At 61.5% G+C, this 22,548-nt stretch carries 19 protein-coding genes and 1 tRNA gene; 11 read left to right on the top strand and 9 right to left on the bottom strand.

Going from position 1 to position 22,548, the window contains the following annotated elements; all coding sequences use genetic code 11:
• Window positions 1-40: 40 nt before the first annotated feature.
• Window positions 41-250, bottom strand: coding sequence for a hypothetical protein (locus E1958_RS04665; RefSeq protein WP_133510830.1), 210 nt, complete (start codon window positions 248-250; stop codon window positions 41-43).
• 518 nt (window positions 251-768) lie between these two features.
• On the opposite strand from E1958_RS04665, the gene E1958_RS04660 reads away from it, so the two are divergent.
• The 7 genes from E1958_RS04660 to E1958_RS21155 all read left to right on the top strand — a co-directional run bounded on the left by E1958_RS04660 (window position 769) and on the right by E1958_RS21155 (window position 10,433).
• A complete protein-coding gene (locus tag E1958_RS04660) occupies window positions 769-1,305 on the top strand; it encodes a DUF2058 domain-containing protein (RefSeq protein ID WP_133510829.1) in 537 nt (178 codons plus the stop codon).
• A gap of 68 nt (window positions 1,306-1,373) precedes the next feature.
• Complete coding sequence (hisC, locus tag E1958_RS04655) at window positions 1,374-2,486, top strand: histidinol-phosphate transaminase (protein WP_207787670.1); 1,113 nt, start codon at window positions 1,374-1,376, stop codon at window positions 2,484-2,486.
• Window positions 2,483-3,355 carry a prephenate dehydrogenase gene (locus tag E1958_RS04650; protein ID WP_133510828.1) on the top strand — a complete coding sequence of 291 codons (873 nt, stop codon included), beginning with the start codon at window positions 2,483-2,485 and terminating at the stop codon, window positions 3,353-3,355. Before hisC ends, E1958_RS04650 begins: the two co-directional genes overlap by 4 nt.
• Before the next feature lie 272 nt (window positions 3,356-3,627).
• On the top strand, window positions 3,628-3,930 hold the full coding sequence (locus E1958_RS04640) for a HigA family addiction module antitoxin (RefSeq protein WP_133510826.1): 303 nt from the start codon (window positions 3,628-3,630) through the stop codon (window positions 3,928-3,930).
• A 629-nt stretch (window positions 3,931-4,559) separates the two neighbouring features.
• Window positions 4,560-5,804, top strand: coding sequence for a NupC/NupG family nucleoside CNT transporter (locus E1958_RS04635; RefSeq protein WP_133510825.1), 1,245 nt, complete (start codon window positions 4,560-4,562; stop codon window positions 5,802-5,804).
• Between the two features lie 26 nt (window positions 5,805-5,830).
• Window positions 5,831-7,732: an ATP-binding cassette domain-containing protein gene (locus E1958_RS04630; protein WP_133510824.1), complete on the top strand. Its 1,902-nt coding sequence runs from the start codon at window positions 5,831-5,833 to the stop codon at window positions 7,730-7,732.
• Between the two features lie 514 nt (window positions 7,733-8,246).
• On the top strand, window positions 8,247-10,433 hold the full coding sequence (locus E1958_RS21155) for a LysM peptidoglycan-binding domain-containing protein (RefSeq protein WP_243725235.1): 2,187 nt from the start codon (window positions 8,247-8,249) through the stop codon (window positions 10,431-10,433).
• A gap of 4 nt (window positions 10,434-10,437) precedes the next feature.
• On the opposite strand, the gene E1958_RS04615 is transcribed toward E1958_RS21155, so the two are convergent.
• A tRNA-Arg gene (locus E1958_RS04615) sits at window positions 10,438-10,514 on the bottom strand.
• 426 nt (window positions 10,515-10,940) lie between these two features.
• Here E1958_RS04615 and E1958_RS20775 point away from each other — a divergent pair.
• Window positions 10,941-11,393 carry a c-type cytochrome gene (locus E1958_RS20775; protein ID WP_207787985.1) on the top strand — a complete coding sequence of 151 codons (453 nt, stop codon included), beginning with the start codon at window positions 10,941-10,943 and terminating at the stop codon, window positions 11,391-11,393.
• A gap of 873 nt (window positions 11,394-12,266) precedes the next feature.
• On the opposite strand, the gene E1958_RS04605 is transcribed toward E1958_RS20775, so the two are convergent.
• Together E1958_RS04605 and folE2 are read right to left on the bottom strand one after the other, a co-directional pair.
• The gene (locus E1958_RS04605; RefSeq protein WP_133510823.1) at window positions 12,267-13,088 is read right to left on the bottom strand and encodes a hypothetical protein; all 822 of its coding nucleotides are present in this window, start codon (window positions 13,086-13,088) and stop codon (window positions 12,267-12,269) included.
• Window positions 13,085-13,927 (bottom strand): GTP cyclohydrolase FolE2, encoded by an 843-nt coding sequence (gene folE2, locus E1958_RS04600; protein ID WP_133510822.1) that lies wholly within the window; start codon window positions 13,925-13,927, stop codon window positions 13,085-13,087. Before folE2 ends, E1958_RS04605 begins: the two co-directional genes overlap by 4 nt.
• Before the next feature lie 263 nt (window positions 13,928-14,190).
• Between folE2 and E1958_RS04595 the strand changes: the two genes are divergently transcribed.
• The 3 genes from E1958_RS04595 (at window position 14,191) to E1958_RS04585 (ending at window position 18,067) form a co-directional block, all read left to right on the top strand.
• Window positions 14,191-14,874 carry an exonuclease domain-containing protein gene (locus tag E1958_RS04595; RefSeq protein ID WP_089727460.1) on the top strand — a complete coding sequence of 228 codons (684 nt, stop codon included), beginning with the start codon at window positions 14,191-14,193 and terminating at the stop codon, window positions 14,872-14,874.
• Window positions 14,875-14,978: 104 nt separating this feature from the next.
• Window positions 14,979-16,925, top strand: coding sequence for an acetate--CoA ligase (gene acs / locus E1958_RS04590; protein ID WP_133510821.1), 1,947 nt, complete (start codon window positions 14,979-14,981; stop codon window positions 16,923-16,925).
• Window positions 16,926-17,233: 308 nt separating this feature from the next.
• Window positions 17,234-18,067: a LabA-like NYN domain-containing protein gene (locus E1958_RS04585; RefSeq protein ID WP_089727466.1), complete on the top strand. Its 834-nt coding sequence runs from the start codon at window positions 17,234-17,236 to the stop codon at window positions 18,065-18,067.
• A gap of 598 nt (window positions 18,068-18,665) precedes the next feature.
• Here E1958_RS04585 and E1958_RS04580 read toward each other — a convergent pair.
• The 5 genes from E1958_RS04580 to E1958_RS04560 all read right to left on the bottom strand — a co-directional run bounded on the left by E1958_RS04580 (window position 18,666) and on the right by E1958_RS04560 (window position 22,450).
• Entirely contained in the window at window positions 18,666-19,106 is a 441-nt protein-coding gene (locus E1958_RS04580; protein ID WP_133510820.1) for a pepsin/retropepsin-like aspartic protease family protein, read from the bottom strand.
• 248 nt (window positions 19,107-19,354) lie between these two features.
• The gene (locus E1958_RS04575) at window positions 19,355-19,714 is read right to left on the bottom strand and encodes a gamma-butyrobetaine hydroxylase family protein (RefSeq protein ID WP_089727447.1); all 360 of its coding nucleotides are present in this window, start codon (window positions 19,712-19,714) and stop codon (window positions 19,355-19,357) included.
• A 31-nt stretch (window positions 19,715-19,745) separates the two neighbouring features.
• Window positions 19,746-21,080, bottom strand: a complete 1,335-nt coding sequence (hslU, locus tag E1958_RS04570) for an ATP-dependent protease ATPase subunit HslU (protein ID WP_133510819.1) — start codon at window positions 21,078-21,080, stop codon at window positions 19,746-19,748.
• A gap of 92 nt (window positions 21,081-21,172) precedes the next feature.
• Window positions 21,173-21,721 (bottom strand): ATP-dependent protease subunit HslV, encoded by a 549-nt coding sequence (gene hslV, locus E1958_RS04565; RefSeq protein WP_133510818.1) that lies wholly within the window; start codon window positions 21,719-21,721, stop codon window positions 21,173-21,175.
• Window positions 21,722-21,877: 156 nt separating this feature from the next.
• Window positions 21,878-22,450 carry a phage tail tape measure protein gene (locus E1958_RS04560; RefSeq protein WP_133510817.1) on the bottom strand — a complete coding sequence of 191 codons (573 nt, stop codon included), beginning with the start codon at window positions 22,448-22,450 and terminating at the stop codon, window positions 21,878-21,880.
• Between the last annotated feature and the right edge of the window lie 98 nt (window positions 22,451-22,548).

The following is a 22,548-nucleotide window of genomic DNA, read 5'->3' as shown; positions in this document are numbered from 1 at the left end:
ATTCTCTCCACTGTGTAATTTGGTTCACCGCACTAGCATTCTACGCGCCCGGCGGGATGTCGGTATAGTCGCAGATAATCTCGTCGGGCGAGCGCGTACAAAGCTTCCGGAAAACATGACTTCGGCAGATCGACTTTCCCAGCTTCCAGTCGCCAGTCGCCGGCAGTGTCGTTGGGGCGATGGAGGAACCCCAACCTTCTTTATTAATCCACAGATTACGCAGATGTTCACAGATTGTTTCGTCTTTCATCTGTGAAAATCTGAAAGCGTACAAAACCAGAACACTAGTACCCCGTTTCCCCTTATTTTTTCATTCTCAGAGCCCCCCAAACGCGCCCAGGCAAGGCACAGCGCGCAGGGAATAGCTCCTCCTCTTGCCAAGCGCTGTAACGCCGCATTGGCGCGCTTGGGGGCTCCCTTCGGGCGCGGCGAGAAGCGGCCATCTGCGTTGTTGCGCGAGCTTGAAATAGGAGAGGCTATTCCTGCGCTCGCGCGCCTCGCATCTGGCCGCTTCTCGCCTCGCTGAGGACGAAAAATAAGGGGAAACGAGGTACCAGGATGGGCACAGCAAGCGTCCATCAAGTGGGTCCAAGGTTTCGGCCACTCCGTGGAGATTTCCGAACCGTGGCTGCCTGCAGGATGCACAAAGCGAGGCGTGCCCATCACCTAAAACTACCGATACGCTCGGATCGGGATTTGCATTCGGACATTTTGCTGATAGATTCTCGCCCCTTGTCCGCATCTTCAAAGATTCCGGCGAGCTGAACAATGGGAAACTCACTCCAAGACCAGTTACTCAAGGCCGGTCTCGTCGACGAGCAGCAGGTAAAACAAGTCCGCTCGTCCAAGCGCAAGCAGGGCAAACAGGACGGCGGCAAGGCAAAGGCCGAGGCTGAAGGCCGGCGACGCGCGCAACAGGCCGCGGCGGAGAAGGCGCGGCGCGACAGCGAGCTCAATCGGCAACGCCAGGAAGAGGCACGACGCAAGGCCGAGGCAAACGAGCTGCGCCACCTCATCCACACCAACCGGATCCCGCGGGGGGAAGGAGACATCGCCTACAGCTTTCTCGATGGCGGCAATATCAAACGCATCTATGTGACGGCCGATCAGCAGAGCAAGCTCGCCAAGGGCAAGCTCGCCATCGTGCGCCAGGACACGGGCTTCGAACTGGTATCCCCCGCCATCGCAGAAAGGGTCCGGGCGCGCGACGAACGCCTGGTCGTACTGCTGAACACACCGGGAGACGACGGCGATGCAGACGACGGCTATGCCGACTACAAGATACCGGATGATCTGATGTGGTGATCCGAGTGCTACTCGAGCATCGAATCGAGCAGCAGCGATTCAATCCTTGAACGCCCGAAACCCCTCAGATGCCGATTCCGGACAACCCTTTCCTCGCGTTCACCGCCCCCGGACTGCCGGGGCTGCACCCCTATGTCCCGGGCAAGCCCATCTCCGAGCTGGAACGGGAACTGGGCATCCGCGACTCGATCAAGCTCGCGTCCAACGAGAACCCGCTCGGGCCGGGATCCAAGGCGCGGGCGGCGTTCACCGCTGCCATGCCGGACTTGGGCCGCTACCCGGACGGTGGCGGCTGCGAGCTGCACCGGGCCTTGGCGGAACGCCACAGCCTAGACCCGGCGGCCATCACCTTGGGCAACGGCTCCAACGATGTCCTGGACCTGGTGGCCCGGACCTTCCTGCGACCGGGGGCGGAATCCGTCTTCTCGGAGCACGCCTTCGCGGTCTATCCCATCGCGACCCAGGCCGTTGGGGCAACCGCCCGGATCGCGCCGGCGCGGGACTACGGCCACGACCTGGACGCCATGGGTGCCTTGGTCAACCGGCATACCCGTGTGGTCTGGATCGCCAACCCCAACAACCCCACTGGCACCTGGCTCCCGGCCGCATCGCTGCGCACCTTTCTGGCCTCCCTGCCGGCGACCTGCATCGCCGTGGTAGACGAGGCCTACAGCGAGTATGTACAGGCCCCCGACTACCCGGACACCTCGACCTGGCTCGACGCATTCCCTAATCTCATCGTTACCCGCACCTTCTCCAAGGTACACGGGCTGGCCGCCCTGCGGATAGGCTACGGGATCAGCGACCCGCGCATCGCCGAGCTCCTGAACCGGGTGCGTCAACCCTTCAATGTCAACACCCCGGCCCAGCTGGCGGCGCTGGCAGCCCTCGGCGATGCCGACCATGTGCGGGACTCGGTCACCCTCAACGACGCAGGACTGGCGCAGCTCGCCGCCGGATTCGACCACCTCGGGCTGAGCTACATCCCCTCGGTAGGCAACTTCATTACCGTGGATCTCGGCCGACCCGCGGGGCCCGTGGATCGGGACCTATTACGCGCGGGCTGCATCGCCCGTCGCCTCGCCAATTACGGGCTTCCCAGCCACCTCCGGGTGAGCGTCGGACTGGCAGCGGAAAACGCCCGATTTCTGGCCGCATTGGCATCCGTGCTGGGCAAATGATCGCGCGGCTGACCGTCATCGGGGTCGGTCTGATCGGCGGCTCCCTGGCCCGGGCCCTGCGCGCCGCAGGCACGGTAGACCAGATCGTCGGTTGCGGCCGCTCCGTCGCCAACCTGGAGCGGGCCCGCGAGCTGGGCGTGATCGACCGCTACGCGCAGGACCCGGCGCAGGCGGTGCAGGGTGCCGATCTGGTCTTCATCGCCGTTCCCCTCGGCGCCATGCGGGACACCTTTGCCGCCATCAAAGGACGGCTGCGGGACGATGCGGTCGTCACCGACGGGGGCAGTGTCAAGGGCAGCGTGGTGACGGACGCCCAGGCGATCTTCGGCGATGTGCCGACGCACCTGGTCCCCGGCCATCCCATCGCCGGCACCGAGCACAGCGGCGTGGAGGCCTCCTTTCCGACCCTTTACCGCGACCGGTGCGTCATCCTGACCCCCCTCCCCGCCACCGACTCAGAGGCCCTGGACCGCGTGACCCGGATGTGGCGCAGCTGCGGCGCTCAGGTCACCACCATGGACGTGGCCCACCACGATCAAATCCTGGCCGCCACCAGCCATCTGCCCCACATGCTGGCCTTCGGCCTGGTGGACGCCCTGGCGCGGCTGCGGGAGAACGACGAGATCTTCCGCTACGCCGCGGGGGGGTTTCGAGACTTTACCCGCATCGCATCCAGCGACCCGATCATGTGGCGGGACATCTGCATTGCCAATCGAGAACAGCTGGGGAAGATGCTGCGCCAATTCGGCGACGAGATGCTGGACCTCGCCGCCACCATCCGCCGCGGCGACGGCGACCATCTGCTGGAAATCTTCCAGCGCGCCAAAGACGCACGGGACCGCTATGTCGATGGCACCAGGCAATCCTGAATTATTTGGCGCTGTTTGGAGGACCGGACTGAAGCGTCGCCTTGCCCAGCTTCGAGCAGCCCCGACATTGGCAATCTTCCATCCTCCCTATTCAGGACCGGCGCGTTGTCATGAGTTGAAAGAAAACCGCAAAGGGGTTTTATCCGTAGATCTGGATCACCCATACCGGCTGCTCTTCAGACCAGCCCACAATCCGCTTCCTTTGAGGAAGGAAGGTGGGCTCGACTGGGGCAGCGTCACAGCCGTCATGATTCTCGACGTGGAGGATACTCATGAGTAATACAATTGAAAATCAGTACCTTCCAAACTACGTGGTGCCTCCGGGTGAGATATTGGAAGAAGAGTTGGAAAGCCGAGGCATGTCTCAGGTTGAGCTATCCGAGCGAACTGGTCTGGCGAAGAAGACCATCAACGAGATCATCAAGGCCAAGGCCTCCATCACACCCGAGAGCGCCCTCAAATTCGAGCGCGTGTTTCGGCAGCCTGCTGAGTACTGGCTGAACCTGGAGCACCTTTATCGCGAGGCCCTGGCCCGCAATGCGGAATATGTTCACCTGGAGTCTGAGGTTGCTTAGGGCCGTAGGATGCGGTGAGAACCTGTCTGCGTGCAGGGACGCACCGGCAGGCAGCGGACCGCATCTTTGGACGCTGGGCGTGCCCGACTGGTTGGGCACGGGCCATTCATGGATGCGGTTTGCACCACCCGGCAGTGCCTTCCTGTAAAGATCTCCCGCGTTCACCGCATCCTACACCCTTTGCCCAACCGGCCCCACTCGCTTCCAGCAATCCTGAATTATTTGGCGCTGTTTGGGGGACCGGACGTGTTGGGTTACGGCGCGTTCAAGGGTGTTTGTGTCCTTCGGGATCGGACAGCGCGCCTAACCCAACCTACACCCAAAGCGAAGTCCGCGCGGGCAAGCTGCGCGGGGGGTAATGTAGGTGTAGGTTGCGTTAAGACGCCGGCACCGACCCGGCAGGCGATCAGCGCGCCTTGGTGCGTCGAACGCAACACGTCGAATTCTCCGACAATGCCGAATCATTCAGGATTGCTTCATCCTCCCTACTCGGGACCGGCGCGTTGCCATGAATTGCAGCGTCAACAAACGGGGGCATCTGCGGAAATCTGCGTAATCTGCGGATTAAAAAAGATGTTGAAGTTCGTTCCTCACCTCAACCTAGGCGCTTACTTGGAGGACGGTTGACAATGGCATGGCAGGCGGCTTTCGGCATCGTAATCCTGCTCGGCCTGGCCTGGGCCTTCAGCGAGAACCGCGGTTCCGTGTCCTGGCGGCTGGTGGTATTCAGCATCCTGCTCCAGTTCGCCTGTGCCCTTTTGCTACTGCGATTGGAGCCGGTGGAGAACGCCTTCGAGGTCCTGAACCGGGCCGTGCTGGCGGTGCAAGCGGCGACCCGGGAAGGCACGGCGTTTGTATTCGGTTATCTGGGCGGCGGTGCTGCACCCTTTGAGGCCGCATACCCGGAACACGCCTTCATCCTCGCGTTTCAGGGCTTGCCCTTGATCCTGCTGGTCAGTGTACTCAGCGCCTTGCTGTTCCATTGGCGCGTGCTGCCGATGATTGTGCGCGGCTTTGCCTGGATGCTGCGTAGGCTACTCAATGTGGGTGGTGCAGTCGGCGTATCGACGGCCGCCAACGTATTCGTCGGGATGATCGAGGCGCCTCTGTTCATCCGGCCCTACCTGCGGGACATGAGTCGTGCCGGGCTGTTCACGGTCATGACCGCAGGTATGGCGACCATTGCGGGCAACATGTTCGTGCTCTACGCGACCATTCTGGCCCCCGTGGTGCCGGATGCCGCCGGCAACCTCATGACGGCATCCCTGATCAGCGCTCCCGCCGCCATCGCGGTCGCCGCCCTCCTGGTGCCGGGCCTCGCTAACGGCAGGCCTGACGAGACAGCCGTCCTGACCGCAGACTACAACAGCAGTGTAGAGGCCGCCGTCAGCGCTACCTTCGACGGCGTGAAGCTGGTGGTCAGCGTCGCGGCGACCCTGGTGGTTGCGGTGGCGCTCGTGAGTCTGGTCAATCAGCTATGCGGTCTTTTGCCCGCGGTAGGCGGGGAGGCACTGAGTCTGCAGCGCCTGCTCGGATGGGCCATGGCCCCGGTTGCCTGGCTGCTCGGCGTCCCCTGGAGCGAAGCGAACCTGGCCGGGGAGCTGATGGGCACCAAGATCGTGCTCAACGAGCTGATCGCCTACCTGAATCTAGCGGCCCTGCCGGAGGATGGCCTGTCTTCCCACAGCCGCCTGATTCTGACTTATGCCCTGTGTGGCTTCGCCAACCTCGGAAGTCTGGGGATCCTCCTCGGCGGCCTCGGGGCCATGGTCCCGGAGCGGCGTAGGGACATCTTCGCGCTCGGCCCCAAATCGCTGCTTGCGGGCAACCTCGCCTGTTTTCTAACCGGGGCCGTGGTTGCCCTTGTTGGCTAAAATCCCATCACCGCGGGTGGAGTTAGATGTTACAGCTGCGCGATCTCGGTCTGCGCCGTGGTTCCAAGTTGCTCTTTGCGGGCGCGGACGTGACCATCTATCCCGGCCGGAAGGTGGGAGTAGTGGGACCCAACGGCTGCGGCAAATCGAGCCTGTTCGCTCTGATCCGCGGCGAGCTGCACCAGGACCAAGGCGAGCTCCTGGTTCCCCCGAACTGGGAGATCGCCCACGTGGCCCAACAGACCCCGAGCGGTGAGCGGCCGGCCATCGAGCTCGTCCTCGACGGAGACCGGGAGCTGCGGGCGGTGCAGGCCCAGCTGGCGATCGCCGAGGAGCAGGGGGATGGCCTGCGTCAGGCCCGGCTGCACGGGCGCCTGGAGGCGATCGACGGCTACGGCGCCGAGAGTCGGGCCGCCCGGCTGCTGCACGGGCTCGGCTTCACCCCCGGCGAGGAGCGGCGGCCGGTGGACAGCTACTCGGGGGGTTGGCGCATGCGCCTGTCCCTCGCCCGTACCCTCATGTGCCGTTCCGACCTGTTGCTGCTGGACGAGCCCACCAACCACCTGGACCTGGAGGCGGTGATCTGGCTCGAGTCCTGGCTCAAATCCTACCCGGGGACCCTGCTGCTCATCTCCCACGACCGGGACTTTCTCGATGCCATAACGGACGCTATCCTGCACATCGCTCAGGGTCGGCTCCACAGCTACACCGGTAACTACAGCGCCTGCGAGCACCGGCGGGCCGAGCGTTCGGCCCAACAGCAGGCGGCCTTCACCCGCCAACAACAAGAGATCGCCCGCATCCGGCGCTTCGTGGACCGTTTCCGCGCCAAAGCCACCAAGGCCCGCCAGGCCCAGAGCCGCCTCAAGGCCCTGGAACGCATGGAGCTGATCGCCCCGGCCCACCTGGAGACCCCGTTTCGATTCCGGCTGCGCGAGCCTCAGGGGCGGTTGCCCCACCCCTTGCTGGTGCTGGAAGCAGGCGCCGTCGGCTATGGGGAGCGGACGGTGCTCGCCGGACTCGACCTCAGCCTTGCGCCCGGCGAGCGCATCGGCCTGCTCGGACCCAACGGCGCCGGCAAGTCCACCCTGATCAAGCTGTTCGCCGGCGTGCTGCCTTTGCATTCCGGCCGCTGCCTGCCGGCCCCGGGTCTGCGGGTGGGTTATTTCGCCCAACACCAGGTCGACCAACTGCGGCCCGACGCCAGTCCCATGGAGCACCTCCGGCGCCTGGCCCCCGACCCTAGCGAGCAGGAATTGCGCGATTATTTGGGTGGATTCGCATTCGGCGGTGACCAGGCCACGGCCGCGACGGCATCCTTCTCCGGTGGGGAGAAGGCGCGGTTGGCACTGGCCTTGCTGATCTGGCAAGGCCCCAACCTGCTCCTGCTCGATGAACCGACGAACCACCTGGACCTGGGGATGCGGCATGCCTTGAGCCTGGTCCTGCAGGAGTTCGAAGGGGCACTGGTGCTGGTCTCCCATGATCGCCACCTGCTGCGGGTCACGAGTGACCAACTGCTACTGGTGGACGCGGGCACGGTGACCACCTTCGCCGGGGAGCTCGACGACTACCCCGCCTGGCTCGCCGGGCGGCAGGCATATCAGGACTCGCCTGCCATCCAGGCGCCGTCCCAGGACGGCACCTCGCGCCAGGCCCAGCGACGGGCCAAGGCGGAACAGCGCCGTAACCTGCAGCCGCTACGGCGTCGCCTCGAAGCGCTGGAGACCCGCTTGGCCGATCTCGAGGCGCGCCGCGGTGAGCTGGAGCGAGAGCTGGCCTTACCCCTGCTCTACGAGCCGGCGGCCAAGCCCCGTCTGCTGTCACTTATGGCGCAGAAGCACCGTCTGGATGCCGATTTCGAGAAGACTGAGACCGCTTGGCTCGAAACCGGCGAGGCACTGGAAAGCCAAGGAGGAACCCCATGAACCTTGATCGTTCGCCAAGGTGAGCGCATATGGAGTGTTCTGCGATCGAACTCTCTATGGATTCCAGGTTGGTATATCCTATTATTGTCCAAGGCGTGGCCGTAGGGTGTGGTGAGCGCAGCGAACCATCTTGCGCAGCGAACCATCTTGCGCAGCGAACCGCACCAAAAAATCTTTGCGCCTTAACGGAAGAAAAGCGCCGTATTACAAGCATCCGCGCGGATCGATGCGCGCGCTTCGTCGTTTTCCCTCCAGAGCGGCGAGCACATCATTTCAACTTATATTGCGGGAATAATCACCTACAGTTTGATGTGTGCCTCCTCCGAAGAAGTTTGCAATATTAGTCGAAATTATGTGCTAGAGTGCGCAGGCTGTGAGGAAAGAGAGTTCATGAAAAAACTCAATATGCTTGCGTATTCCACCAATTTTTGTCTATATTTCGCCCCATAGAGAAGACTCGTGTTTCTAGTGTGCCAGCCAAGACCCCTACGGATAAGGGGAGGAGGATCTGCCCGTGACCACAACCGCTCGCTTCCGGATACCGCTCATCGTCTTGCTGTTTCTGGTGCTCCCGTTTGCCGGATGCTCCAGCAGCAACGAGCGGGAGCTAGCGAACAGGACCGTTTCCGCCGCGAAGCGACCCACAGGCTCCCGGACCTTCCCCGTTCCCTCCGAGATTAAAGACAACGTAGCCTTCTGGCGCAACGTCTACGGCGAATGGAGCCGCGGCGAGGTTGCCATCCATGACAACGAGTACATGGGGGTGATCTACGAGGTGGCGGATCTCCCCGGTCCCACTCTGAACGGCTACACGGCTGAGCAGAAGCGTTTCGTACGGGCGCGCAAGGCCTACTACAAGCGCCGCCTCAAGAATCTGGAGGACAAGGTGCGGGCAGGTCTGTCCCTGAGCAGATACGATCGGTCCTTGTACAACAGGCTCATGGGCGCGGGCGGTAAATGGGCCATCTACGGCGCCAGCAACCGGGTGCGCAGCCAACGCGGCTTACGCGAGCGCTTCCGCCGAGGTCTGGCAATCAGCGGCCGCTATGACGCGAAATTCCGAGAAATCTTCCGCTCCCGGGGGCTGCCCGAGGACCTCGCCTACCTGCCCCACGTCGAATCCTCCTTCCAGACCCACGCCCGCTCCAGCGTCGGCGCGGCGGGGGTATGGCAGTTTATGCGGGGTACCGGCAAGCTGTACATGATCGTCAACGGCGCCGTCGACGAGCGCCTGGATCCGGTGACCGCCGCCGAGGGCGCTGCGAGCTATCTCGGCGGTGCCTACCGCAAGCTCGGCAGTTGGCCCTTGGCCGTGACCTCCTACAACCATGGCCAAGCCGGCATGCAGAAGGCCAAGGCCATTTACGGCAATGACATCGGGGCCATCGTGCGCAAGTACAAGGGTCCCTATTTCAAGTTCGCCTCCCGCAATTTCTACGCCGAGTTCATTGCGGCGCGGGAGGTCGCGAGTCATCCTCATCGCTATTTTCCGGAAGGCATCAAATACCAGGCGCCCCTCTCCGAAGATCGCCTAGTGCTCCGCCGCAGCATATCCGCTCCACGGATCGCCCACTACTATGATGTGCCTACCTATCGGCTGGCGGATCTAAATCTGCATTGGAAGAAATCGGTCCGGCGGGGCAGTGCCAAGCTCCCGGCCGGGAGCACCGTATGGCTCCCGAGAGGGACCCTGAAGCGAGCGGGGCATATCGCGCCCAGCTCGGTGCTGCTCGCCAAGGCCGAATACAGGCCCAAGGCCAAGCGTAAATCGACAAGGACAGCCAGAGCCGAGTCCAGGCAGAAACCAATCAGGATAGCCAAGGTCAAGCCCAGGCGGAAGCCGACCAAGGTGGCTAAGGCCGAATCCAGGCGGAAACCGATCAGGCTGGCCAAGGCCGAACCTAAGCGGAAGCCGACCAGGGTAGCCAAGGCCAGGTCGAAGCCGAAGCCGGTTCAGCTAGCCAAGGCCGGGTCCAAACGAAAACCGATCAAGCTAGCCAAGGCCAAGCCTAAGCGGAAGCCGACCAGGGTAGCCAAGGCTAGGTCGAAGTCGAAGCCGGTTCAGCTAGCCAAGGCCGGGTCCAAACGGAAACCGATCAAGATAGCCAAGGCTAGACTCAAGCAGAAACCGGGCAAAGTGGCTAAGGCCAAACCCAAATCGAAGCCGGTCAAGGTGGCTAAGGCCAAAGCGTCCGGGGCCCTAAAGGTGCATGTGGTCAAACCGAACGAGACCCTCTATGGGGTGTCCACATACTACAAGATGTCCGTTGCCGAGCTGCGGCGTCTCAACCGGATGGGACCGGGCGACACCAACATCCGTTCCGGCCAGCGGCTGCGCGTGAAGGTAGCCAAGGCCGAGCCTAAGCAGAAGCCAGTTAAAGTGGCTAAGGCCAAACCCAAGTCGAAGCCGGTCAAGGTGGCTAAGGCCAGACTCAAGCAGAAGCCAGTCAAGGTAGCCAAGGCCAGACCCAAGCGGAAACCGGGCAAAGTGGCTAAGGCCAAACCCAAATCGAAGCCGGTCAAGGTGGCTAAGGCCAAAGCGTCCGGGGCCCTGAAGGTGCATGTGGTCAAACCGAACGAGACCCTCTATGGGGTGTCCACATACTACAAGATGTCCGTTGCCGAGCTGCGGCGTCTCAACCGGATGGGACCGGGCGACACCAATATCCGTCCCGGCCAGCGGCTGCGCGTGAGTGGCTGAGAGATGGCGCGCCCGAGAGGATTCGAACCTCTGACCTCTGCCTCCGGAGGGCAGCGCTCTATCCGGCTGAGCTACGGGCGCGAAACGAGGGGAAGATCGGATCCCGAACGGCGTTCGGTATCCATTGGGATCCGAAAGCTAGGATACCGACTCTTCCGGGATCCGTCTACGCCTGACATGGCTGTCCGGGTAGTGGTAAATTCTTAAGTGGTCAGCGTAGACAGGCTCTCTCCCGGCGGGAGAGGGGCGAAACTCGTAGGTTGGGCAAAGCCGGTAGGATGTGGTGAGCGCCTGCCTACCGCCCCAGGAGAGTGTCGCAAAAGGCACCGATCTTCGCCGCCCTTTGACCCCCTCTCCCCAACCCTTCTCCCGACGGGAGAGGGGCTTTTGCGACACCCTCCCCAGAGACGGGGCAGGTAGGCAGCGAACCGCATCTTTGGGCGGCGGCGTGCCCAACAAATCATTTAAATATTAACCACTACCAGGGTTTTGTTTCGGGAATAAAGAGTGGGCGGGTACCGGAAGCGGGGGTCTAAGACCGGGCTGTGGGGTCTGATCGGGATCGCGGTCCTGGCCGCGATCAGCTATGCCCTGATCGGGGGATGGTTCTCCAACGATCGTGATCCAGATTCGCCGGCGCAGATCCCCGGCGACGCCATCGCTCCGGCTGTGGGTGCAGATCCCACCGGCATGGCCGTCTACAATAAGGCCTGCGTCGCTTGCCACGGTACCGGCGTAGCCAATGCGCCCAAGCTCGGCGACCAGGCCGCTTGGCAACCGCGTATGGCCCAAGGTAGCGACCGGCTCCTGGAGACCTCGATTGCCGGCAAGGGGGCCATGCCCCCCCGCGGCACCTGCGCGGATTGCTCCGACGACGACCTCAAGGCCGCTGTCGAGTATATGCTGGTCCAGGTCGGTTACGAACCGGCTGCCTCTCCGCGTACCGGCGATACCCCTTAATCGCCGACGACCTGCCCGATAACCTCTGGCTCCCACGTTCCAGGCTCTCGTTTCCAGGCTGGAGTGTGGGAGCCGGAGACCATAGGGAGCTGTCATCCCGAGCGTAGCGAGGGATCCTTGTCCCGAGCAGAGCGAAGGATCTTAAGATTCCTCGCTACGCTCGGAATGACAAGTTTCTGTCGTCCGCTATGCAAACCTGTGGGGTGTTGCAGTTATTCCTTAAGGGACAGGAGGACACAATTTCGCAGAATTTGGCAGAAAATCTTTCTCTTCCTCCCACATGGTATAGGAGTTAGCGTGGAATATGACAGCCTCACCCCACCATTTCCGGGGGAAACGAATTCTTTCATAGTCTCTCCAACGTGGGAGCCGGGTGAGGGGCACGGCGTCGAACGCGGCGTAACGCAACACAACGCCTTCTCAGGCAGTAGGCATGGTATTTGGTGGGCATAGCCCTATTGGTGGGCGCAACCCTATTGGTGGGCGCAGCCCACCTTCGTGTGCCCGACATGGGCATGTACTTGTTACCTGAGAGGAGGTAACCGCGAAGAGTGACGAGAAGCGTAGTGAAGCCCAAGGTGGAAGCCGCGAGGCGAAGCTGGAGGACGGGTGGAGCCAGGACACGAGCGTAGGCGCCATGCGCGGCGGCGCCTGGGCGTGCGAGGACACACGCTGGGGGTTGCCGGTTGTCGACGCGGTGCCTGGTTTATGGCGCGCCATCTCGTCATCAACCAAGCGCTAAAGGGCGCCACGCTGAATCGCTAGGGGTTCACCCTACCGTGGACGCTTGCAGGCTAAGCCTGCTGGGCTCAACCGCCGGATGCGGAAAACCGCAGGTCCGGTGGTGTGCGAGGGCTGACGGGCGCAATCCCGTCAGCCCGACCCGATCCGCGTGGTCAACCGGCGGTCGGGGTCTCGGGAGAGACTGGGGTACATACGCTGAGACGGCGGCGTCGATCCCCATTGGGGGGGCGGTGATGGTGACCATGGGTCTGAGGGATAGGGATCCAGGTGCCGATCGGGTTGTCCGTATGGTCCTTGCCAGCGACCCCGGGCCCCGGGCGATTTCTCCAACGGCCGAAAGCTGTAGATTTCCCACGGATGATCGGCGTAAGCAGGTCGGGAGGGATAGGGCGCCGGTGTGGTCGATGGGGGTTGCTCCGGCGGGGGCGATTGGTAGTGCGAGGGCGGGTCGTGCGGTATTGCATAACGGTCTTGGCGCCGGTTCGGATCGGGTGTCTGCCGATGCCGTTGTGCCTGCTCCGCCAAGGGTCTGAAGCGGTAACCGTCCGTATGGATGCGAGTCCGCGCGCCGTATGGATCGCCATATGGGTCGCCATATGGATCGGGAGCCCCGTAGCCACCATAATCGACGCCGGGGTAGGGTTGCTCGGGATAGAATCCCCGCCTACCGTAGCGCGGAGGGGCACTTTGCGCGCCGGGCCGGCCGGCCATCCCGTGATCGTGGCTTGGGGTCGGGAAACCGGATGTTCGGGGTTGGGGCCGCCGGTCGCCGGCGGAACCCGCGTTATCGCTCCGATTGCCGGAATCAGGAGGCTCATCCCCGGATCGCAAGATCAGAAAACAGACCACCAGGATTGCCAGGAGGCCGATGATGCGCGGTTTTGTAATCACATTGGATAGCAATGTCCCTGCCATAGGTGGGCCACGCCCCAGGCCCGGTATTCGGTTCAAAGAGAGGCCTCCGCCACCCGCGCCTCCGCGTCCTTGTCGCGTTCGATCAGGGCGTAGGCGGAGTGGTTGTGGATGGACTCAAAGTTCTCCGATTCCACGCGGTAGGCGCCCACCCGGTCGTCGTGGTTCAGCTTCCCGGCCACGTCCCGCACCATGTCTTCGACGAACTTGGGGTTGTTGTAGGCACGCTCGGTGACGTGTTTCTCGTCCGGGCGTTTGAGCAGACCATAGAGCTCACAGGAGGCCTCCTGCTCCACTAGCTCGATGAGCTCCTCGATCCAAATGAAACCCCTGCTGCGCACCTGCACCGTAACATGGGAACGCTGGTTGTGCGCGCCATAGTCGGAGATTTCCTTGGAGCAGGGACAGACGCTGGTCACGGGTACGACCACCTTGATGTACATTATGGGTTTACCGTGGCGGATCTCACCGATGAAGGTCACATCATAGTCGAGCAGGCTCTGGACGCCGCTGACCGGGGCGGTCTTGTTGATGAAGTAGGGGAAGCTCATCTCGATGTGGCCTGCTTCGGATTCCAGGTGTTCGGCCATCTCACGGAGCATTTCCTTGAAGGAGGTGACGCTGAGCTCCCGCTCGTGACCGTTGAGGATCTGCACGAAGCGGGACATGTGCGTGCCCTTGAAGTTGTGGGGCAGATGCACGTACATGTTGAAGCTGGCTACCGTATGTTGCTCACCGTTGCTCCGGTCGTACACCCGCACGGGGTATCGAATGTCCTTGATGCCCACCTTGTCGATGGCAATGCGCCGGCTGTCGGCACTGCTCTGGACGTCGGCAATGGCCAGGGTGGCGGGGCTTATCTTCAAGGCTGACTCCATGACTGATTCCTCGGAGCGGGAAGCGGCGACGCTAAGGCGTGCTCCTAAGGCTAAGGTTCCGGCCGGACGAATCAAACATGGGGCTTGTCGGGTTTCTTTACGAGCGCCGCTGGACGAGGAACGGCGAATAAATGATTATCCGTGCCGACGCGGCCTGGGGCAACACAGCGGGGGTTGCAGTAGCAATCCTGAATGATTTGGCGTTGTTTGGAGGGATCTTTTCCCATAATCAACGCCAAATAACCCAGGATCGCTGAAGCCTAATGTTGCACCTAACCCTGAATCTGCGCCGCCGCTGGGCATTACGCAGGACCCCCGCCGGACCGCTGCGGGACTATCTGGAAACGCCCTTCCCGAAGCCGTCCATGGACTACCGGGATCTGGCGCTCCTCGCCGTCGACATCGAGACCACCGGGCTCGATCCGAAGCGGGACGACATCCTGAGCATGGGCTGGGTGAGCGTGCGGCACAACCGCATCGATCTTGGCGCTGCCTGCTATCGCCTGGTGCGGACCGCCCGTGCCATCCCGGAGGCCAGCGCCATCGTCCATCGGATCACCGACGACCAGGCGGCACGGGGGGAACTCCTGGACGATGTGCTCGCGGAGCTACTGAAAAGACTGGCGGGAAAGGCGATGATCGCGCACCATGCGACAGTGGAGAAGGGCTTCCTCAACGCCATCTGTCAACGGCTCTACGGGGTCGGGTTACCGGTACCCGTCATCGACACCCAGGTGCTGGCCAAACGTACCTTCGAGCGCCGCCACATCGCCTTCAGGGATTCGGATCTGCGTCTGCATGCCCTGGGCGAGCGTTACAATCTGCCCCGCTATGGGGCTCACAATGCCTTGAGCGATGCCCTCGCCGCAGCCGAGCTGTTCCTGGCTCAAGCGTCTTACCGGGACCGCGGCAAAGGAGTGCCCCTGCGGGATTTTTTGACCTGGTAAGGCAATGGCTGGCAAAACCGGCGACAAATGTTTAGCATGAAAATTTCTGTTTCTTTTCAGAATTGCTGTAGGCATCCTACCAACCGAAAGTGGAGACGGCTCTCATGACAGAGATCAAGGTCCATGATATTCCAGCCGAGATTGCGGCCAACGCCCACATCGATGCCGAAAAGTACGCAGCGATGTATCGACGTTCTGTCACTGATCCGGAGGGTTTTTGGGCGGAGCAGGCCGAGACGTTCGTAACCTGGAGCAGAAAGTGGGACCGGGTCAGCGATTACAGCTTCGACGCCGACAACCTCTACATCAGATGGTTCGAGGGCGGCCAGTTGAATGTGGCTTACAACTGTCTTGATCGCCACCTGGACACCCGCGGCGATCAGGTGGCCATCGTTTGGGAAGGCGATGACCCGGCGGAGGACCGTCGGCTGACCTATCGTGAATTGTACGGGCAGGTGTGCAGACTGGGAAACGTGCTCAAATCCCGCGGCGTCAGGAAGGGCGACCGGGTCTGCATCTATATGCCGATGATTCCGGAGGCCGCGGTCGCCATGCTGGCTTGTGCGCGGATCGGCGCCGTCCACTCCGTGGTCTTCGGCGGTTTTTCCCCCGATTCTCTGCGCGACCGCATCCTGGACTCCGATTGTCGAACCCTGATCACCGCCGACGAGGGGATCCGCGGTGGGCGTCCGGTACCCTTGAAGAAGCATGCGGATACCGCCCTGGCCGAGTGCCCGAATGTGAGCACCGTCGTCGTGGTAAGGCGCACCGGCGGCACGATTGACTGGACCGACGGCCGTGACATCTGGTACCAAGAGGTCATGGCGACCGCCTCGGAGGACTGCCCGCCGCAAGCGATGGATGCCGAGGACCCGCTGTTCATCCTCTACACCTCCGGCTCCACCGGCAAGCCCAAGGGCGTGCTGCACACCACGGGCGGCTACCTGGTCTTCGCCGCCATCACCCACAAATACGCCTTCGACTACCGGGAAGGGGAGGTCTACTGGTGCACCGCGGATGTCGGTTGGGTCACCGGCCACACCTATATCCTTTACGGACCCCTGGCCAACGGGGCCAGCTCGCTCATGTTCGAGGGTCTCCCCAACTACCCGGATGCCTCCCGCTTCTGGCAGGTCGTGGACAAGCACAATGTCGCCATCTTCTATACCGCCCCCACCGCCATCCGCGCCCTGATGCGTGCCGGCGAGGGGCCCGTCAAGAAGACCTCCCGCAAGTCGTTGCGCATCCTCGGCACCGTGGGCGAGCCCATCAACCCCGAGGCCTGGGAGTGGTACTACCGGGTCGTGGGTGATGGGCGCTGCCCCATCGTCGACACTTGGTGGCAGACCGAGACCGGCGGCCACCTGATTACGCCTTTGCCCGGTGCGACCGCGCTCAAGCCGGGTTCCGCCTCGCGGCCCTTCTTCGGTGTCGTGCCGGCCCTGGTGGAGGTCGCCGACGGCACCCTGATCGAGGGTGCGGGGGAAGGTGCTTTGGTCATCACCCGACCCTGGCCGGCTATCATGCGCACCGTCTACGGCGATCACGCGCGCTTCACGGCGACCTACTTCACGCAGTACCCAGGCTATTACTTTACCGGTGACGGGGCACGCCGCGACGAGGACGGTTATTATTGGATCACCGGCCGCATCGACGACGTGCTGAACGTTTCCGGGCACCGGCTGGGCACCGCCGAGATCGAGTCCGCCCTGGTGCTGCACCCTCAGATAGCGGAAGCCGCCGTCGTCGGCTACCCGCACGACATCAAGGGCCAGGGTATCTACGCCTATGTAACCCCTATGGCCGATGTAGAGCCGAGCGATAATCTGAAAAAGGAGCTGACGGCGTTGGTCCGACGCGAGATCGGTCCCATCGCTACCCTGGATGTTATCCAATGGGCCCCCGGCCTTCCGAAAACCAGATCGGGCAAGATCATGCGCAGGATCCTGCGTAAAATCGCGGCCGACGAGATCGACGCCCTGGGCGATACCTCTACCCTTGCCGATCCTGCCGTGGTCAGCGATCTGATCGACAACCGGGCCGGCCGTTAGGTGTCACAGTCCGCCGAATTCGATACCGGGGGGGTTGGTCTTTGTGATGTGGATCCAAAATTCCGGATCGGGACCAGGCCGGGGCATCGGGACCCTTGATAACATTTCCCACCCCCCGCATTTGGAGAGAAGCGATATGGACCCATGAAGAGCGCTCGCCATGAGATTTTTCAACCCGCGAAGTCAAAGGTTCGACTTCGCGTGGACTGCCTATGCGATCGGTGATGCGATCGGATAGGTATCATCTTTTAGTTTGGATGATGGACCGAGAACCCTTAATCATCAATTACTTAAGTGAGGTTTATCTCTTGAGTTCCAATCTACGAGTCGGCGTATTCGTCGATGCTGAAAACGTCAGGTACAACGGTGGCTATCAGATGCGCTATGACGTGCTGCGCCGCTTCGCGGCCCGTGAAGGGGGGCATCTGCAGCGGCTCAACACCTATTTGGCCTTCGATTCGGAGCGCGCCAGGGAAGACCCGGATTACGCCAAGAAGTCCAGGATCTATCAACAGATGGTGCGGGATTTCGGATGGAAGATCACGGTCAAGCAGGTGCGCCGTTACACGGACGAAAACGGCAATGTCACCACCAAGGCCAACGCAGACCTGGACATGGCCGTGGACGCCATGTTGCAGGCACGCAATCTGGACCAAGTGCTGTTGGTCACGGGAGACGGGGATTTCCTGCAGGTGGTCAATGCTCTCCAGAACGTCGGTTGTCGGGTGGAGCTGATCGGCTTCAAGAACGTCTCGCGCCAGCTTCAACAAACAGTCGACACCTTTTACCCCGGTTTTCTGATCCCTGACCTGCTGCCCGTCTCCTATGAGCCCCGCAACGAATGGGGTCAGTCCGGTTCCTGCGTGCGCGGCATATGCACCAAGTGGTTCTTCGACAAGGGTTACGGCTTTATGCGGATCGTCAACCGCATCTCACCCAACCTGTGGGTCACGGATCCGCGCGAGCCGGACTCCCCCTATACCAGCGTCTTCTGTCACGCCAACGAGGTAGCCGATGAAGTGACGGAAGAAATGCTGATGAGTCGCGAGACCATCTTCGAGTTCTATCTCAGCGAGAGCGAGCAAAAGGACGACGGCCTGGTCGCCAACAATGTGCGCTTGGCGTTTTCCATTAATCGCTGACGGCCGCAGGGCCTTGAACAATGCAAGGCAGCCGGGTGGGGCAAGGATGCCCTACCATAACGAATATGAATGGCAGTGGACGCCTTTGTTTTAAGCCGGTCGAGGCGGGTCAGGCGCGTGTGCCAAGCGCCGCGATTGCCGCGGCGGTGGGCGCGCCGTCACCTGCCGAATGGCGGCGGGTGGTGGCTCCCAGGTCGGGTCAGACCAACAATGGCCGCCACCCGACGGCGGTGGCTAGCATACGGCGGATGACGCAAACTTATCCGCCCTACGCGGGCTCGATCTCTGAATTCAGTTTGGCTCAGTGTGGGCAAATTGCCGAGGCAAATCAAGATTTTCCTATCCGCAGATTACGCAGATTTTCGCAGATTCTTTCGTTTGCTCACTTTGATGGGCACGCTGCGCTTGGTGCAGTCTACCGACCGTCGCGGCTCGGAAACCTCCGGGGAATGACCACGACTTAAAACCATCCTGATGGGCGCTTGCTTTGCCCATCCTACGGGGGTGGTGTTATAACTCTGTTGTTTCCGAGCACACAAGGTGTTGATTAGCATCGCTATTTGAACCCTGAGAAACAAAGTTAGAACACTACCGAAAACTACGAATCACGCAAATCAACGCGAATGAAGATTCGTGCGGATTCGCGTGATTCGTATACCGATTTTACTCGGGCATGTGGGATATTCGGGCTTGCCGGATCAGGTGTAATCTCTCTCCGGCTCGGGGATACGACCAAATCCATATCTTCCATGGGGACCGCACCCAGCAATACCTCGTCTCCAAGTACCAGGGCACCGACGTAACAAAACCTGTTTCCAAAATCCACACAGACCGGCCCGACATAGGGGACATTCTTCTTCCGGCCGTCGGCTACGGAGACTTCCCGCTCCGATTCCGTTTCAAGCTTCAGCTGTAAAGCCAAATGCTCGGGTATACAGAGTATAAGTGAACCCGCGTCAGCCAATGCCTCGGTTCTGATGGGGACCAGATCCGGTTCTTTGGGATTACTGAGTTCGATTTGTGCAACGACATGACCCATATTTTATCTCCCACCCCAGCTCACTTTGATGGGCACGCTGCGCTCGGTGCAGTCTACCGACCGTCACGGCTCGGAAACCTCCGGGGAATGACCACGACTTATAAACCATCCTGATGGGTGCTTGCTTTGCCCATCCTACGGGCTGGTGCATAGTCTTCTCAAGAAATCTGCGCGAATCTGCGTAATCTGCGGATCAAAAGCGAAAGGCGAAGTGCGCCGGCTTAAGCAGCGCGGTCTGATGGGACCCTTCATGAGGGCTTCTTACGCTGGTGCCCCGCTTTCTCCAGCTCGTCCAGGTATTCTTTCCACCAGGCCTCCTGGTTGGTGCCGAGGTTATACAGGTAGTCCCAGGAATAGATCCCGGTGTTGTGGGTGTCGTCGAAGTGCGGGCGGACGGCGTAGTTGCCTACCGGCTCGATCTTCTCGATGGCGACCTCTTCTTTGTCGAGCTGGAGCACCCGCTGGCCCGGCCCGTGGCCTTGGACCTCCGCCGAGGGGGAGTAGACGCGCAGGTACTCGCAGGGCAGGTTGAAGTGGGTGCCGTCGTCGAAGGTGATCTCCAACACCCGGGATTGGCGGTGCAGGTTGAGCTCGGTGGGTACGGGCATGTTCGTCTCCGGTTTGCGATTTCTAAACTTTCTAAAGGATATACCGCGACAGGTCCTCATCCGCCGCCAGCTCCGAGAGATGCTGGTTCACATAGGCCGCGTCCACGGTGACCGTGACCCGGTTGAGGTCGGCGGCATGGAAGGAGACGTCCTCCAACAGCCGTTCGAGGACCGTGTGCAGGCGCCGCGCCCCGATGTTCTCGGTGCGTTCATTGACCTGCCAGGCGGTCTCGGCGATCCGCCGAATGCCGTCTTCGGTAAAGTCCAGGCTGACGCCTTCGGTCCCCATCAGGGCCTTGTACTGATCGGTCAGGGAGGCGTCTGGCTCGGTCAGGATGCGGACGAAGTCTTCCGTGGTCAGTGCCTTGAGCTCGACGCGGATCGGGAGTCGGCCCTGGAGCTCGGGGATCAGATCCGAGGGCTTGGCCAAGTGGAAGGCCCCGGAGGCGATGAACAGGATGTGATCCGTGCGCACGGAGCCGTACTTGGAGGAGACGGTGCAGCCTTCGACCAGCGGGAGCAGGTCTCGCTGCACGCCCTCGCGCGAGATATCCGCGCCGCTGGTGTGCTCGGAACGCTTGGTGACCTTGTCGAGCTCGTCCAGAAAGACGATGCCGTTCTGCTCCACGCTCTCCACTGCGCGTAGTTTAAGGTCCTCGTCGTTGATGCGCTTGGCCGCTTCCTCGTCGCTGAGCAGCTTGAGGGCGTCGCGGATCTTCAGCTTGCGCCGCCTGGTACGGCCCTGGCCCAGGTTCTGGAACAGTCCCTGGAGCTGGCTGGTCATCTCTTCCATGCCGGGCGGGGCCATGATCTCTACCCCAATGGGGGTGGCGCTGACCTGAATCTCGATCTCTTTTTCGTCCAGGTCGCCACGGCGCAGCTTGTCGCGGAATTTTTCCCGGGTCACCGGGGAGGGGCCGCCGGAACGGCTGTCTTCTTCGAAGTTGGTGGGCGGGGGCAGCAGGACTTCCAGGACCCGCTCTTCGGCGGCAGCCTCGGCCTGGGTCGCCACCTTATCCAGCTCCTGCTCTCGGGCCATCTTCACCGCCGCGTCCACCAGCTCCCGGATGATGGATTCCACGTCCCGGCCCACGTAGCCGACCTCCGTGAATTTGGTCGCCTCCACCTTGATGAAAGGGGCGTCAGCGAGCTTAGCCAGGCGGCGCGCGATCTCGGTCTTACCCACACCCGTGGGTCCGATCATGAGGATGTTCTTGGGCGTGATCTCGGTGCGCAGGGGCTCTTCTATCTGTGCTCGCCGCCAGCGGTTGCGCAGGGCGACGGCAACCGCGCGTTTGGCTTCTTCTTGGCCGATGATGTGCTTGTCGAGCTCGGCTACGATGCGTTTGGGGGTGATGTCCGACATGAGTACTCAAAAATGCTTAAGATCGCGTTAGCGCCACCAAGTGATGCGTAACCTGGAAGGAATCTTTTTGATCCGGAGATGGGGTGTGCGGCTTATCCCGCTGTCGCGGATAGCTCTTCCAACACCAACCGATGGTTGGTGTAGACGCAGATGTCGGCGGCGATGCCGAGCGCCCGCTCGACGATTTCGCGGGCGCCGAGCTCGGTGCTGTCAAGCAGCGCCCTGGCTGCCGCCTGGGCGAAAGACCCGCCGGAGCCGATGGCCATCAGATCCTGTTCCGGCTCAATCACATCTCCGGTGCCGGAGATGATCAGCGAGGTCGTGGTATCCGCTACGCATAACAGGGCCTCAAGGCGCCGCAGCATGCGATCGGTACGCCAATCCTTCGCCAGCTCCACCGCTGAGCGGGTGAGGTGACCCTGGTGCTTTTCCAGCTTGCCCTCGAAACGCTCGAACAGTGTGAAGGCGTCTGCCGTGGCCCCGGCAAATCCGGCCAACACCCGCTCTTTGTAGAGTCGGCGTACCTTACGTGCATTGCCCTTGATTATCGTCTGCCCCATGGATACCTGGCCGTCACCGCCGATGACCACCTGCCCGCTGCGCCGGACAGAAAGGATGGTTGTGCCGTGAAATGTTTCCATCGCTGCCTGTTCTGCTCGCCTCAAGGGTAGCTTGAAAAATTCAAGGTCCCCTCAAAAAGGGATACCTGAACATCTGCCGAACGGGTCCGGTCGATCCGTTCCCCGGATCTTGCGACCGATTTTTCGACTCACGTCTTTCGACTCAAGTTTTTCGACTCAGGGCCATAGCTTGAGTATGGTCACGATAAGACCGCCCACGGTCAGGGTGGTGGCATACGACCATATCATGAAGCGATCAATACGCCTTGTCAGTCCCTCGAAACGCTTATTCATCTCGTTCTGCAGGGTCTCGAAGCGCTTGTCAACAGTCGCAAAGTGCTTGTCGACGGCCTCAAAGCGTTTGTCAACGGCTTCAAAGCGCCGGTTCGTCTCTTCCTGCATGATTTCGAAACGCTTGTCGACGGCAGCGAAGCGCCGGTTCATCTCCTCCTGCATGAGCTCGAAGCGCTTGTCCATCTCGTTGCGTAAAACATCGAGATGCTTGTTGACAGCCTCGAAGCGTTTGTCGAGGGTCTCGAAGCGCTTGTCGAGGGCATCGAAGCGCTTGTCCATCTGCTCCAGGATGGTCTTGAGCAGCTCGCGCTGGTGCTTGAGTTCTTCTTCGACGCGCAGTATTCGCTCGCGCAGCTCGATCTCGTAGACCGCTGGCGGTTTGCCCAAGGATTGCTCAGCGAGCCATTCGCCCAGGTGGTCCTTGATGAATGCGATGTCTTCTGCGGCAAGATTCACAGTATCGGTGGATGCAGGGGAGATGCGACCAAGTATACCCTTCGCTTCACCGCGATGGGGAATGAGGTCTTTTCGCTACCGAGGGAGCGCCCGTAGCT

This window comes from Candidatus Thiosymbion oneisti (assembly GCF_004359955.1).
In the GTDB taxonomy this organism is placed as follows: domain Bacteria; phylum Pseudomonadota; class Gammaproteobacteria; order Chromatiales; family Chromatiaceae; genus Thiosymbion; species Thiosymbion oneisti.
The sequence above is the reverse complement of the archived record's forward strand: the minus strand, read 5'-3'. Positions and strand labels throughout refer to the sequence as shown.